This window comes from Mesorhizobium sp. ES1-3 (assembly GCF_020164795.1).
Taxonomy (GTDB): Bacteria; Pseudomonadota; Alphaproteobacteria; order Rhizobiales; family Rhizobiaceae; genus Mesorhizobium.
Window position 1 is genome coordinate 201,145 of sequence record NZ_JAIUGW010000008.1, and the last position, 12,524, is coordinate 213,668.

Sequence of the window (12,524 nt, forward strand, 5' to 3'; positions counted from 1 at the left end):
TGATCCATCAAGAGGACCGGTCATGCTCACGCTTCACGATTATCTGCCGTCGCAGAACGGTTGGAAAGTCCGGGTCCTGCTCGGGCTGCTCAAAATCCCTCATGACAGCCACCTGGTCTCAATCTTCGAGGGCGAGAGCCATACCGACGCCTTCCTCGCACTCAATCCGGCAGGCGCGGTTCCGGTCCTTCAACTCGAGGATGGCAGCGCCATCGCCGAATCCAATGCAATCCTCGCCTACCTTGCCGAGGGCACACCCTTCCTGCCGTCAGACCGCTATCGGCGTGCCAAGGCCATGCAGTGGCTGTTCTTCGAACAGTACAATGTCGAGCCCGTCATCGGTTCGCTGCGCTTCTGGACCCTGACCGGACGGCTCGAACGCAACCATGCCATGGTTGCCGGCAAGCGCGAAGCCGGAGCCCGCACGCTCGCCGCCATGAACCGCAGCCTTGGCGAGACACCGTTCCTCGCCGGCAGCGATCTCACCATCGCCGACATCGCCGCCTATGCCTACAGCCATCTTGCCGGGGACTGCGGCTTTTCACTCGCGGGCTATCCGGCGTTCGCAGCATGGGCCAACCGCGTACGCGATGCCATCGGACCCGGCTACCCCGTCCATCCCTATAGCATCGACCCGCATTCGGGCGCCTGAGCCATCTACTTCTTTCCCTGCGGATAGATCGTCTCGCCACGCTTCAGCATTGCCACGAAGGTTTCGATCTTCTTCTTGCGGCCGGCCTCGGTCTTCATGTTGTGGGTGCGGAAGGCGAGCGAGAAGCGGTTCTGTGCGCTGAGCTTTTCCAGCATGGCCTTGGCCGCCGGCTCGGCATCGATCGCCGTTTGCAAATCATCGGGGATTTTCATCTCCTTGCCACTGCCATAGGCGCGCGCCCAGCGCCCGTCGGCCTTGGCTGCCTCGACCTCTCTCAACCCATGCTCGGTCATGCGGCCCTCCTCGACGAGGCGCGCGACATTGTCGACGTTGATCTTGCTCCAGATGCTCTTTTTGCCGCGCGGCGTGTAGCGCTGCAGGAAACTGTTCTCGTCCAGCCCCTTCCGCACGGCATCGATCCAGCCGAAGCACAGCACGACATCGATGGCTTCCTTCGGCGTGATCGACTTCAGTCCCGACCCCACCTTGTGCACCTTGATCCACACTTCGGTTTCCGTGGCGTGGTGTTCGCTGAGCCAGGCGTAAAAGCTCGCCGCGTCGGGAAATTCCCGCACCTTGTCGGGATCGACCTTGACCGGCGCCATCAGTGCGCTTGCCCAATCAGTGTCGTTGTCGCTAGCGTTGCTGTCATCTTGCCTCCGGCATCGTGCGATTCCCGGCATCATGGCATGGTTCACTACCAATTTTCGTCAGCAGTAAGGGGCACGCTGCGCCAGGCAACGGAACGCACCATCCATCGCCGCGTTCCGGCAGGAGTGCAATCGCCATGGAGGATCGCGATGGCCGTGCAGACGGTTTTTGCCCATGTCAGCTGCTCCGACCTCGAGCCCAGCATCGGTTGGTACGAAAGACTCTTCGGCAAGCCGCCGCTGCGCCGGCCGATGCCCGGCCTTGCCGGATGGCAGTTCACGGAAAGCGCCGAGGTGCAGCTCTTCGAGGACAAGGAAAAAGCCGGCACCTCGACGCTGACGCTCGGCGTCCTGCCGCTGGCGCCGGAGCGGCAGCGACTGGTGGATGCAGGTCTCGAACCCGGCCCGATCGAGAAAGCCGACAATTTCTGGATCATGCGCATGCGCGATCCCGATGGCAATCTGGTGGTGTTCGCGAGTGCGGAGCGGGAATAGAGCCGCCGCAGCCCCAGGAGCTGAGCTCGCGCTCTACGCCGGTGTCGGTGCCGCCGGCGTCAGGCCGTGGCGGCGCATGATCTCCATCATGCTGGCCTTGTCCGGCGGGCCACCGGCGGCGGCATGGAACATTGCGAAAATCTCGCGAAAATAGTCTGGGCCGATCGCCGCCGGTGTCACGACACACAGTACCGTTGCGTCGTCGGCACCCTTGTTGTCGAAGCGGTGGACGGCGCCACGCGGAATGCATAGCGCCTCTCCCGGTCCGACATCGATCGCCTTGCCGTCGACGGTCCAGGTCAGCACCCCGTCAACACCGTAGATCGTCTCTTCATAGTGATCGTGGCTGTGCGCCGGCGCCAGCAGCCGCGCTCCGCCAGCCACTTTCAACTCGAAGGCGGCGATGCTGCCGTTCGAACTGTCGCCCGTCACCAGGAAGCGAATCGATAGCATCTTGTCGCCGATGGTCTCTTCGGCCGGATTGACCTGAAGATTCATGGATGACATTGCGCAAACTCCTCCGGTAAATTACATTTACTAGCAATCAGTAAACTCAATTTACCGGATCGTCAATGGCCACCTCCACCGAAGTACTGCAGACCAAGACCGAGGACCTGTTGATTGGCGCCTTGCTGCGCGTGCCTGCCCAGGCAATCCAGCGCCGGCTGATCAAGGAGCTCAACGCCGCCGGTTTCGACGAATTGCGCCTGCCGCACATGGCGGTGCTGCAGTTTCCCGGCCCGGATGGCGCGCGGCCCGGCACGATCGCCGAGCGTGCCGGCATGAGCAAGCAGGCGATCAACCAGTTGCTCAGCAGTCTGGAAAGCTATGGCTATCTCCTTCGCTCCGACGGCGAAGGCAGCGCGCGCGTGGTGCGGTCCACCGAGCGCGGCCACGCCGCTTTCTCGAAAATGGTCGACATATTGCGTGACATCGAAGAGGAGTGGCGCACCGAACTCGGACCGGAGCGCTTTGCCCAACTGAAAGCACTGCTGTTCGTCGTCTGGGACAGCCCGCTGGTGCGCTGAGATGGCGCTCATATGCCGCCGGCACCATCGGCATCTCCGATGACACCATCGGTTTCTTCCGTTTCCGCTTTCCGCCTCGACCTGCCAATCCCCTGCCCTTGTCCCAATCCAGCAAAGGCAGAGCGAAATGCATCTTTCAAACCAGAAAATCCTGATCGTCGGCGGCGGCTCCGGCATGGGTCTCGCGCTTGCAAGGCGCTGCCTCGAAGCCGGGGCAAAAGTCGTCATCGCCGGGCGCGGCGAAGACAGGCTGCGGCAGGCACGCGAGGCGCTGGGCAATCCCGCCGCCCTCGAAGCAGCCATTGTCGACATCACGCGGGAAGACCAGGTCGCGGCCTTGTTCGCCGAGATCGGCGGTCTCGACCATATCGTCAGCACCGCCGCCGACATCGAAGGCGCCTACCGGCTGTTGCCGGAGCTCGATCTCGAGGCGGCGCGACGCGTGGTCGACAGCAAGCTCTTCGGCCCGTTGCTGCTCGCCAAGCACGGCGCGCCAGGGCTGGCCGTGACCGGCTCGATAACCTTCGTTTCCGGCATCGCCGCCTATCGCCCGGCCGCGCGCGGCTCGGTCGTTGCCGCCGTCAATGCCGCGCTCGAAGGGCTGGTGCGGGCGTTGGCGATAGAACTCGCACCGGTCCGCGTCAACGCCGTCTCGCCCGGCTGGGTCGATACCGGGATTTGGGCGCAGGTGGCCGGCGACAGGAAGGCAGAGACGCTTGCGGCGATGGCCGAGCGGCTGCCGGTCGGCAGGATCGGCCAGCCCGAGGACATCGCCGACGCCATTTTCTTCCTCATGGGCAATGGTTTTACGACCGGCACGACGCTGCATGTCGAGGGCGGGCATCGCTTGGTCTAGCTGACGACGGCTTTCCCGGAATTGTTTGCAAACAAGGCCTTGGGGCGGTTCGCCGATTCAGATCCTGAGCCGGCACCGGAGCTTGCCGGCGCCAGTGTGTCGCGCGCGGCGGCAAGCAGGTGCCGGAGCGCCGGCGGCTGGACGCGCCGGCGCCGCCAGATCATCGTCAGCGGCGCCGCTTGGGCTCGGCCAGGCCACGGCAGTTCGATCAGTTCACCACGCTCGAGCGCGTCGCTGACAGCCAGACGTGGAACGAGGCCCAGCCCCACGCCGGCCGCCACCAGCCGGGCAATGGCGCCGATGCTGCCGACTTCGGCGGCAAGTTCCGAGGCACCGATGCCCGCCTCGGCGAAGGCGGTATCGAACATGTGCCGGTAGATGCATCCAGGCTCCGTCGCCACGAAACGTTTTGCGGCAAGGGCGTCAAGGTCGCACGGAACCAGGTTCTGCCCCGGCGCTGCGACCAGCACCAGCGGTTCGGCCGCTATCGTGTGCCTGGCGAAGCGTTGATCGGCACCGCCCTTCGAGGCATCGCGGCGATCGAAGCAGAAGGCGACATCGATGTCGCCGTCCTCCAGCTGGCGCAGCAGCGTGCCGCTGTCGGTCACCTTCATCCGCACCGCAATGTCGGGATGACTGGCCTGGAACCCTGGCAGCCAGGGCGCCAGCCGGGCCGAGGCAATCGTCTCCAGCGCACCGATGGTCAACGCGCCGCTGGTCTGCCCGGACGCCTCCTGAACAGCGGCACGCGCCTCGCCGTCGAGCCGCAGCAATTCTTCCGCGACGGGCTTCAGCGCCAGACCGGCCGGCGTCAGTTCCAGCCCCGATTTCGAGCGTGTGAACAAGACAGCACCCAGCTCGGCCTCCAGCGACTGGATCTGGTCGCTGACGCTCGACTGGGCGAGATGAACCGTCTCGGCGGCGCGCGTGATGTTGCGGCTGCGCGCCACGGCAAGAAAGGTCTTGAGCAGTCTGGGATGCATTATCGATGCAACGCCGCTACTGCAGCTGCGGCTTCTTCAAAAAACTGCCGCGATCGGCGGACTTGACGCGCAGCCAGGTCTCGCGGCCGTCACGCACCACCCGCATCGGGATCTCGGCACCGGCCGAACCGCTTTCCCAAAGCTTGCGATAGAAATCGGCGAGCCCATCGACCGTACCGTCGCGGACCTCGGAAATGATGTCGCCTTCGCGAAGGCCGGCCTTGGCCGCCGGGCCGCCCTCGGTCACACTCATCACCACCACCTTGCCGTCGCTTTCGGCCGAGAGCGCGCCGAGCCACGGGCGCGGCGGCTTGGCCACGTGGCCACGCGTGAGCAGGTCGTCGAGGATCGGCGGCAACAGGTCGATCGGCACCACCATGTTGATATCGGCAACCTCGCCGGCGCGGCTCATCTGCAGGCGCAGCGAACCGATGCCGAGCAGCGCCCCCTCGGCGTTGAACAACGGCGCGCCGCCCCAGGACGGATGCGCCGGCGCGATGAAGATCGCCTCGTCGAGCAGATACTCCCAATAGCCGGCGAATTCCTGCTTGGTGACGATCTTGGCCTCGACCGCCCGACCGATGCCGTCGGCAAGCACCACCGAGTCGCCGATCCTGGCCTTGCCGGCATCGCCCAGCGCGACTGCCGGCAGACCGGTGGGCGCCAGCGCCTGAACGAGGCCGAAGCCCGATTCCTGGTCGTAGGCCAGCGCGTGCGCCGGGATGACGCGCCCGTCATGCGAGGTCAGCCAGACTTCCTCCGCCTCGGTGATGAGATAGCCGATGGTCAGCACCAGCCCGTCATCGCGGATGACGACCCCGCTGCCTTCCCGGAGTGTGCCCAGCGCGCCGGCGGTAAACGCGTCCTCCGGAACGGTCGCCCGCACGGCAACCACGGAGCGCGGATTGGGATTGATGGTCATGATTTTGTCCTGCGATGCGAATGCCTGGCGGCTTCTTCTATAGGTATGCCACGGGGGAGATGCTGCAAGGGGTGAGAAGCGGTGGCCATAGGGCGAACGCCCGGCAGGGCGATGCGTCGCGCCCCGCATTGACAATAGTTCAACACAAGTTGAACTTCTCTCTCCGCAGCCCTAGCTATGGGTGACCTGCCCCTCCTTCCACGATACGAGAGCCGACATGACCGAATACACCCCGCCGAAAGTATGGACCTGGAACAAGGGCAATGGCGGCGCCTTTGCCAGCATCAACCGGCCGATCGCCGGACCGACGCATGACAAGGATTTGCCCGTCGGCAAGCACCCCCTGCAGCTTTATTCGCTGGCGACGCCAAACGGCGTCAAGGTGACGGTGATGCTGGAAGAGCTCCTGGCACTTGGCCACGAGGGCGCCGAATACGATGCGTGGCTGATCCGCATCAACGATGGCGACCAGTTCGGCAGCGGCTTCGTCGATATCAACCCGAATTCCAAGATCCCGGCGCTGATGGATCGCAGCGGCAAGACCCCGGTGCGCGTCTTCGAATCCGGCTCGATCCTGGTCTATCTCGCCGAAAAATTTGGCGAATTCCTGCCGGCCGAACAGCCGGCCCGTGCCGAAGTCCTGTCCTGGTTGTTCTGGCAGATGGGCTCGGCCCCCTATCTGGGCGGCGGCTTCGGCCATTTCTACGCCTATGCGCCGGCAAAGTTCGAATATGCCATCGACCGCTTCTCGATGGAGGTTAAGCGTCAGCTCGACGTGCTCGACCGCCGTCTGGCCGAGGTGGAATATCTTGGCGGCACCGGCTATTCGATCGCCGACATGGCGGTCTGGCCCTGGTACGGCGGGCTGGCGCTCGGCCGGCAGTATAATGATTCCGCCACCTTCCTTTCGGTGCACGAGTATAAGAACGTGCAGCGCTGGGCGAAGGCGATCGACAAACGACCTGCGGTAAAGCGTGGCCGCATGGTCAACCGCGCCTTCGGCGAACCGGCCATGCAGCTGCACGAACGCCATGATGCCAGCGATTTCGACACGAAGACACAGGACAAGCTGGCCGCCGAGTAGATTCGGGACAGCTGTCGAAGGCCGGCGTCAAAATAAAAAAAGCCCATCACCAGTGTTAAAATCGGTGACGGGCTTTTTGCTTGATGCGTGAGACGGATCAGTGCAGCACCTCGACGACCTGACGGGTATCGGGGTCGACCAGCACGGTCTCGTCATTGATCACTGCCACGCGGTACCTGACGTTGGGAACTTCGCGCAGTTCGACCTTGTCCGGTACCGGCGAGCCGAGCTTGAGTTCGACGCCGAGCAGGTTCACCGACGCCAGCGGCTCTCTCTTGATGTATTCGCGCACGACCGTTTCCTGCTCTGGCTGCACAACGACGGTGCTGTCCGCCAGGGCCACGCCGGCACCGCCCAGCAGGACGATGGCAGCCGCGGCACTCGTAAGATAACGTTTCATGACAATCTCCATGGTTGGCGATTCCAGTCCCGCCCTGGAGGAAAACTCGTCCGTAACCCGGAGGTTCCATCCCTTTTCTTGAAATAAATATGGCAAATAACCAACAATATGCCACATTCTTTTAGCGCCGAGCGTGAGGATGTCAGCAAAGATATGCTTTGCGTGCGCCAGAAATTTCTACATGTTATTGACAGAGGCAAAAAACGTCATGCCTTGAAAAGGCGACCGAAGACGTCTTCCGTGGATGGTTCGGTTCGCACACCGCCTTGCCGATAACTAACGTGTTGCAGCCGGGTGTCGTTCCGAGGACCTGCCGAGCGTCCAAAAAAGGCTCGCCCTGCCGGGAGCAGGGCGAGCCACCAACGGACCGGCGGAGGTGGCGCCTCACCGGGTCACGGCACGAAAACGCCGGCGTCGGCATCCGGTTCCAGCGGGGCGCGTAGCGTGGCTGCACCGGATGCAACGATGTCGACTTCATGGCGTTGGTGTCCTGTATTTTTCCGGATGAAATTTCCAGCACGGATATCGCGCCATGGCTCCCCGTCCTCCCGTGACCAAGCACCCCTTCACGCTGGTGTTTGTCATTTTCGCGTTCATGGCGCCGCTTGTCGGCCTTGCCTGGGGCGCTCACGAATGGATAGGCTGGTAGCCAACCGGTCGAAGCGGCTTTCAGCGCATCCCTCACCAAAACGTTACCGTTCAATAATATAAGCAGCCTCTAAATGACCATGGGCTGATGGTATTAAACACGAGCTGTCGCCAAACCGGCGGCCGGAACAGGGGAGGATGGATCCATGAATATCAAAACTGTCTGCCTGGGAGTGTTGGCTGCCACCGTGATTGCCGGCTCGGCACTTGCTGGCATTCTCGACGAGCCGAAGATGATGGCACCCTTCTTCACCGACAAGACCATGAAGACCATGAAGTCGGACGCTGCCATGAAGAAGGTCTGGGCGAAAATGTCGAAGAAGAACCAGACCGCGATGATGAAGGAATGCCAGGACGCCGCGATGAGCAAGCCGCATGCCGAATTCTGCGCCAAGCTGAACGCGCTGGCCGGCCACGCCTGACGTCTTTAGGCAAGGGATGGCGGACCCGCGAGGTTCGCCATCCCAGCCGAGTTCAAAGCCGGACGCGATCCCTACGCAGCGGAGGTAAGGTGTTGACCGAATCCTCGCTTGCGGCGGCGTCTTGTTCACGCCTGTAGATCAGCCCCAGGACGAGCACGAAGTAGCCGACCTGCAAGACAACCAACGTCACCACTGTCCAGGCAAGCGCCTCCCAGAACGAACCGGTGGCCATATAGGCCCAGACCGCGCTAAGGATCGTGGTCGCTGACATCCCGACGAGAAATGGCCCAAAATACATCAGCCTTCAAGATCGCCGAAACCGTTCCTGTCCCGGCGACTCCCTCCAAATCTCCACACCTGCACACAGGCTTTCATTATTTTAGCAACTACGCAAGTACGCGATCTCCGGCTCGACATCCACGTAGAAATTCGTTGCGCGGCGGCCTTGGCAGGAGCAGTTTGGTGCTCACTGACCGCGGTAATCGGGAAAAGAAGAAGACCGGGGGGATCGGGGAATGACGCTCAAGCTTATCGGAGCCGGTTTCGGCCGCACCGGCACATGGTCGACCTTTGCCGCGCTGAACAAGCTCGGCCTGCCCTGCTACCACATGCAGGAAGTGATCATGAACAAGGCCAATAAGGGCCATCTCGATTTCTGGCGCATGGTGGCCAACAGCCCGCCAGGCACCCAGCACGATTGGAACCACGTGTTCGCCAACTATACGGCCACCGTCGACAATCCAGGCTGCTGCGTCTGGAAGGAATTGATGGCCGCCTATCCCGACGCCAAGGTGCTGCTGACGCTGCACCCGCGCGGCGCCGAAGCGTGGTATGAAAGCACCATCGATACGATCTACTTCACCGAGAACCTATGGCAGTTCAAGATCCTGGAATGGCTCACGCCGTTTGGCCGGAAGTTCGGCGACATGTCGCGCAAGCTCATCTGGGGCCGCACACTGGCCGGCGTCATGGGCGACCGCGACAAGGCGGTGGCCCGCTACGTCAGCTATGTCGACGAAGTGAAGGCCGCCGTACCGCCGGAAAAGCTGCTGGTCTACAAGGTCAGTGAAGGCTGGGGTCCGCTCTGTCATTTTCTCGACGTGGCGCAGCCGAACGAGCCCTTCCCCAACCTGAACGACCGCGAAACGATCAAGAAGATCATCCGCGACATCATCAAGGGCTCCTACATCATGCTAGGGCTGACGGTGGCCGCCATCGCAGCGGTGATCGCGGCATTGTGGTGGTGGCTGGGCTAGACTCGCCGCAAAAAATTGAGATGCGTGGATCAATGGTCATCTGCGGCAACGCCGATGTGATCGCCTTGGAGCTCGGCTTGGTCTCATCGCCTGAATTGCGCCGCCTTGCGACGCCTTCGCAATCGCCATGGCCTCGTCATCATGGCGGTCAGAAGGATCGCACGCTGCGCCCAGGGAAGGCTGCTGTGCCAGATTTCCCTGAGCCCCGCGGCCCTGAGGGCTCTTCGTTGGGTTCGGTGGTGGGTCCAGGCCTTGCTGATGCTCCCTGTGCGATAATACTTGTGACATAGCACCTGCGGCACACGCACAAAGGCGCCGAGCAACGACAGATGCAGAAGCCAAGTCCAGTCGGCGCAGTATTCGCCTTGGCTGTTGGGCTTTATCCCGCCGCTGCGATGGAATGCCCATGCCCTGAACAGCCCGCGATTGGGGACCCACCAGCCATGCGGCTGCTGCGCCATAACGAGGCCCCGCGACAGGCTACCATGAAGTCCCGACAACCGGTCGAAGGTGCTGGTCGCGCTGTCGCCGTTGACCTCGATCACTTCCACGTCGCTATAGGCCAGCACCGCCGAAGGGTTGTCCTGCAACGCTCGCACAAGCGTTTCCACATACGTTGGATCGACAACGTCATCATGGAAGGCAAAGAACATCAACTCGCCTTCTGCACTGGCCATGAGGTCGTTGGTGTTCCTTAGCCACCCGAGATTGTGTTGCCGGTTGAGGACACGCACATTGCGGTCCCCTGCGGCGAATTTAGCGACGATCTGCGGCGTGGTATCGGTCGAGCGGTCCTCGCCGATCAATATCTCCAGGTTCGGCCATGTCTGGGAGGCGAGACTGTCAAGCGTGCGGGAAATGAACGCGGCCGCATTATGGCACGGCACCAAAGCCGTAACCCGTGGGTGCCAGCCGGGCTGGGTGTGTGTGTCATGCATTCAGCCAACGCCGTAAAGTTGCTTTGCCAGCATGTCAGCAAGCCAGGGAGCAGTCGAATATTTTCCCGTGTCGACGGACAGATAATTGCCGCGCCGGGCAGTGCCAAACAGATCACGGCGGTGAATCGTGGCGCCGAGGTCGCTGAGAGAGCCTTGCCCCTGTGCAAAGACGAACCCGCCCCGGATGTCGATTGTCTGTGCCGCTTCGAAGAGGCGAGAGGCGTCCGGGATCAACCTGGTGATCTCCGTGCGAACCTCATCGACGAAGAACTGTCTCCGATTCATGGCGATTTCGTCGGGTTGTGCTAACGTCAATGCGCCGCTTTGCGCAACCAAGCCAGTTGGGTACCATGAGATATAGAAACGACGCCCGTCATAATTCTTGATGTCGCCAAAAGGACCGAGCGCAATCACCGATGATACAACATCGACCGGCTGGCCGGTGCAGCCGAACAGGCTAAGGCGATATCGGTGAGACCAGCCGGGGCTTGGTTCGATACCCGCAAGCCGATCGATTGCAAGCCGGCCTTCCCAAAGGCAGTTGACGACAACGTCGAATGTCTCCCTCCCGGTCTCAGCCGCAACCCGCCATTGCCCTTCGATTCCATCTGTCGGCGTCGCCGAGAGGATTTTCGACCTCATTCGCAGCGAAATGTTCGGTTCGCTCCTCACCACCTCGACCATCCGATCGGCGATCCACTGAGTATCGACCGATCGCTCAGGCACCCGGAACCCGGCGACGATGTCGTCACTATCTGTCATTGCGGCAAGCTCGGCTCGCGAAAGACGCACGGAACCAGCTTTTGACACGTCGACCAGATATTGCGATGCGTCCGGATGCTCACGCAGCAGCGCATCCACTTTACGAAATGTGCCAGACAGCGTCTGCGCATCGACTACCGAACGGCGATGGACAAGGTAGACATCGTCAGCCGGGGTCGTGTGTGGCCGAAGATCTTCGTCGAGCAATTGCGAGATGAGCTTCCCGAAACGCAGCCCGCCCGGAATGACATGCCTTGCCGTGCGCATCGAGGGGTCGGCACCATAGAGGTAGCCCAAGTGGATCTTCCCCTCGTTCCAACGGCTGGCGCAGCTGAGCGGCTCGTCCTCCTTGTCGAAGAGCGTAACCGCGCAACCCAGTCTTGCCATCATGATGGCAAGGCTGGCGCCCATGATCCCGGCGCCAAGGATCGCCACTCTGCCGCGAGTGAGCTTCATGGGCAACAAACCGCAGCGCACCGCCGCACGGCGGCCTCTGCGCAAAGCACCTGCCGGCCTTCAGTCATGGCTGCCAATTGTCTCGGAGACACACTTCCGTGGTCATTGGCCCGACTCCACATCCAACAAATAGCCCTTCGGGTCATACTCCGTATCGCTGAAAACGATCATGGTCGGATTGTCGCCGTGATACGTCTGGCTCGACCAGACCGGCGCTTCGATGAGCACGGCCTTGTTTGTTGAATCCAGAACGATCTGCTCGACCTCCTCCCGATACCGAAGCGCAATGTATATCTCTCCGGAGACATGCATGAACAGCTGTCGCCCCGTACGATGACCATGTCCTCCCCTTGTCGTCCCGTGCGGTGCGGTGACCACAAACGCCCGCCGCGGTTGAAAGCCGAATCTGCCGAACTGAACGAGCGTCAGGACCCCCCTGGCGTCACCATGAACCGATATTGAGATTTCTGCGACCTTGCCGCCAAACAAGACCCGGTCCGCCATCGTGCCCTCTCCCAAGCCTGTTATCCTGCCGGGTGTGCGGCCAGGATGGCGATGTCGTTCTTCGATTTGGATAATGATAGCAGCGCCGGCTGCCGCACAATTATTTTCTAATGCATGTCGCCCGGAAGTGGCCTCGGCTCCGGATAGCGACGTGCATAAAATCAGAAGCTTACAGCAGGTCAGGCGAATCCTATTCGCCGCGACATGCTGTAACCGATCAACCAAAACAAGGCCGTTACGGCTGGCGCTTCGGCGCCGCTGCCAAAGCGACAGCGCGCGACCATGCGACTTGGTTTATGCCAGGGCTGACCCCGGGAATTGACCGGGGTACTGCCGGACGGGTCACCAGTCCATGGCCGTCCGACCAGACTTCCCCTTCTCACATGGTGGTCAGGGCTGCGAATCCAGGTTAACGGGGAAGTTGACCGAGGATTGAGGCGAGGTAGTCGGGGCTCCATCCGGCCTTTT

The 12,524-nt window shown here is 62.0% G+C and carries 16 protein-coding genes; 7 read left to right on the forward strand and 9 right to left on the reverse strand.

Annotated elements, in window-relative coordinates; all coding sequences use genetic code 11:
• Nucleotides 1-22 precede the first annotated feature (22 nt).
• Nucleotides 23-652, forward strand: a complete 630-nt coding sequence (locus tag LB536_RS14270) for a glutathione S-transferase family protein (RefSeq protein ID WP_224593466.1) — start codon at nt 23-25, stop codon at nt 650-652.
• 5 nt (nt 653-657) lie between these two features.
• On the opposite strand, the gene LB536_RS14275 is transcribed toward LB536_RS14270, so the two are convergent.
• Nucleotides 658-1,257 carry a YdeI/OmpD-associated family protein gene (locus tag LB536_RS14275; protein ID WP_224593468.1) on the reverse strand — a complete coding sequence of 200 codons (600 nt, stop codon included), beginning with the start codon at nt 1,255-1,257 and terminating at the stop codon, nt 658-660.
• A gap of 195 nt (nt 1,258-1,452) precedes the next feature.
• Between LB536_RS14275 and LB536_RS14280 the strand changes: the two genes are divergently transcribed.
• The gene (locus LB536_RS14280; protein ID WP_224593470.1) at nt 1,453-1,797 is read left to right on the forward strand and encodes a VOC family protein; all 345 of its coding nucleotides are present in this window, start codon (nt 1,453-1,455) and stop codon (nt 1,795-1,797) included.
• Between the two features lie 33 nt (nt 1,798-1,830).
• On the opposite strand, the gene LB536_RS14285 is transcribed toward LB536_RS14280, so the two are convergent.
• The gene (locus LB536_RS14285) at nt 1,831-2,304 is read right to left on the reverse strand and encodes a cupin domain-containing protein (RefSeq protein WP_224593471.1); all 474 of its coding nucleotides are present in this window, start codon (nt 2,302-2,304) and stop codon (nt 1,831-1,833) included.
• 65 nt (nt 2,305-2,369) lie between these two features.
• Here LB536_RS14285 and LB536_RS14290 point away from each other — a divergent pair, with 65 nt between their 5' ends.
• A complete protein-coding gene (locus LB536_RS14290; RefSeq protein WP_224593473.1) occupies nt 2,370-2,825 on the forward strand; it encodes a MarR family winged helix-turn-helix transcriptional regulator in 456 nt (151 codons plus the stop codon).
• Nucleotides 2,826-2,952: 127 nt separating this feature from the next.
• A complete protein-coding gene (locus tag LB536_RS14295) occupies nt 2,953-3,681 on the forward strand; it encodes an SDR family oxidoreductase (RefSeq protein WP_224593476.1) in 729 nt (242 codons plus the stop codon).
• Here LB536_RS14295 and LB536_RS14300 read toward each other — a convergent pair.
• Together LB536_RS14300 and LB536_RS14305 are read right to left on the reverse strand one after the other, a co-directional pair.
• Nucleotides 3,678-4,664 carry a LysR family transcriptional regulator gene (locus LB536_RS14300; RefSeq protein ID WP_224593479.1) on the reverse strand — a complete coding sequence of 329 codons (987 nt, stop codon included), beginning with the start codon at nt 4,662-4,664 and terminating at the stop codon, nt 3,678-3,680. The genes LB536_RS14295 and LB536_RS14300 overlap by 4 nt on opposite strands.
• 16 nt (nt 4,665-4,680) lie before the next feature.
• Nucleotides 4,681-5,586: a S1C family serine protease gene (locus LB536_RS14305; RefSeq protein ID WP_224593482.1), complete on the reverse strand. Its 906-nt coding sequence runs from the start codon at nt 5,584-5,586 to the stop codon at nt 4,681-4,683.
• 217 nt (nt 5,587-5,803) lie between these two features.
• Here LB536_RS14305 and yghU point away from each other — a divergent pair, with 217 nt between their 5' ends.
• Nucleotides 5,804-6,670 (forward strand): glutathione-dependent disulfide-bond oxidoreductase, encoded by an 867-nt coding sequence (gene yghU, locus LB536_RS14310; protein WP_140809990.1) that lies wholly within the window; start codon nt 5,804-5,806, stop codon nt 6,668-6,670.
• A 97-nt stretch (nt 6,671-6,767) separates the two neighbouring features.
• Here yghU and LB536_RS14315 read toward each other — a convergent pair whose 3' ends face one another.
• Nucleotides 6,768-7,070: a DUF1236 domain-containing protein gene (locus LB536_RS14315; RefSeq protein WP_140759747.1), complete on the reverse strand. Its 303-nt coding sequence runs from the start codon at nt 7,068-7,070 to the stop codon at nt 6,768-6,770.
• Nucleotides 7,071-7,864: 794 nt separating this feature from the next.
• Between LB536_RS14315 and LB536_RS14320 the strand changes: the two genes are divergently transcribed.
• Nucleotides 7,865-8,140: a hypothetical protein gene (locus tag LB536_RS14320; RefSeq protein WP_140759750.1), complete on the forward strand. Its 276-nt coding sequence runs from the start codon at nt 7,865-7,867 to the stop codon at nt 8,138-8,140.
• 52 nt (nt 8,141-8,192) lie between these two features.
• Here LB536_RS14320 and LB536_RS14325 read toward each other — a convergent pair whose 3' ends face one another.
• A complete protein-coding gene (locus tag LB536_RS14325) occupies nt 8,193-8,411 on the reverse strand; it encodes an exopolysaccharide production repressor protein (protein WP_318013449.1) in 219 nt (72 codons plus the stop codon).
• Between the two features lie 244 nt (nt 8,412-8,655).
• Between LB536_RS14325 and LB536_RS14330 the strand changes: the two genes are divergently transcribed.
• Nucleotides 8,656-9,396 carry a sulfotransferase family protein gene (locus LB536_RS14330; protein ID WP_224593488.1) on the forward strand — a complete coding sequence of 247 codons (741 nt, stop codon included), beginning with the start codon at nt 8,656-8,658 and terminating at the stop codon, nt 9,394-9,396.
• Nucleotides 9,397-9,479: 83 nt separating this feature from the next.
• Here the strand turns inward: LB536_RS14330 and LB536_RS14335 are convergent, their stop codons facing one another.
• From LB536_RS14335 to LB536_RS14345, 3 genes are all read right to left on the reverse strand, one after another.
• Nucleotides 9,480-10,334: a glycosyltransferase family 2 protein gene (locus tag LB536_RS14335; RefSeq protein ID WP_224593492.1), complete on the reverse strand. Its 855-nt coding sequence runs from the start codon at nt 10,332-10,334 to the stop codon at nt 9,480-9,482.
• Nucleotides 10,335-11,552, reverse strand: coding sequence for an FAD-dependent oxidoreductase (locus tag LB536_RS14340; protein ID WP_224593495.1), 1,218 nt, complete (start codon nt 11,550-11,552; stop codon nt 10,335-10,337).
• Between the two features lie 102 nt (nt 11,553-11,654).
• The gene (locus tag LB536_RS14345; protein WP_140759765.1) at nt 11,655-12,056 is read right to left on the reverse strand and encodes a sugar 3,4-ketoisomerase; all 402 of its coding nucleotides are present in this window, start codon (nt 12,054-12,056) and stop codon (nt 11,655-11,657) included.
• Nucleotides 12,057-12,524: the final 468 nt, after the last annotated feature.

Coding starts and splice junctions, on each gene's coding strand:
- LB536_RS14270 (WP_224593466.1), top strand. CDS start 23: ATGCTCACGCTTCACGATTATCTGCCGTCGCAGAACGGTTGGAAAGTC.
- LB536_RS14275 (WP_224593468.1), bottom strand. CDS start 1,257: ATGGCGCCGGTCAAGGTCGATCCCGACAAGGTGCGGGAATTTCCCGAC.
- LB536_RS14280 (WP_224593470.1), top strand. CDS start 1,453: ATGGCCGTGCAGACGGTTTTTGCCCATGTCAGCTGCTCCGACCTCGAG.
- LB536_RS14285 (WP_224593471.1), bottom strand. CDS start 2,304: ATGTCATCCATGAATCTTCAGGTCAATCCGGCCGAAGAGACCATCGGC.
- LB536_RS14290 (WP_224593473.1), top strand. CDS start 2,370: ATGGCCACCTCCACCGAAGTACTGCAGACCAAGACCGAGGACCTGTTG.
- LB536_RS14295 (WP_224593476.1), top strand. CDS start 2,953: ATGCATCTTTCAAACCAGAAAATCCTGATCGTCGGCGGCGGCTCCGGC.
- LB536_RS14300 (WP_224593479.1), bottom strand. CDS start 4,664: ATGCATCCCAGACTGCTCAAGACCTTTCTTGCCGTGGCGCGCAGCCGC.
- LB536_RS14305 (WP_224593482.1), bottom strand. CDS start 5,586: ATGACCATCAATCCCAATCCGCGCTCCGTGGTTGCCGTGCGGGCGACC.
- yghU (WP_140809990.1), top strand. CDS start 5,804: ATGACCGAATACACCCCGCCGAAAGTATGGACCTGGAACAAGGGCAAT.
- LB536_RS14315 (WP_140759747.1), bottom strand. CDS start 7,070: ATGAAACGTTATCTTACGAGTGCCGCGGCTGCCATCGTCCTGCTGGGC.
- LB536_RS14320 (WP_140759750.1), top strand. CDS start 7,865: ATGAATATCAAAACTGTCTGCCTGGGAGTGTTGGCTGCCACCGTGATT.
- LB536_RS14325 (WP_318013449.1), bottom strand. CDS start 8,411: ATGTCAGCGACCACGATCCTTAGCGCGGTCTGGGCCTATATGGCCACC.
- LB536_RS14330 (WP_224593488.1), top strand. CDS start 8,656: ATGACGCTCAAGCTTATCGGAGCCGGTTTCGGCCGCACCGGCACATGG.
- LB536_RS14335 (WP_224593492.1), bottom strand. CDS start 10,334: ATGCATGACACACACACCCAGCCCGGCTGGCACCCACGGGTTACGGCT.
- LB536_RS14340 (WP_224593495.1), bottom strand. CDS start 11,552: ATGAAGCTCACTCGCGGCAGAGTGGCGATCCTTGGCGCCGGGATCATG.
- LB536_RS14345 (WP_140759765.1), bottom strand. CDS start 12,056: ATGGCGGACCGGGTCTTGTTTGGCGGCAAGGTCGCAGAAATCTCAATA.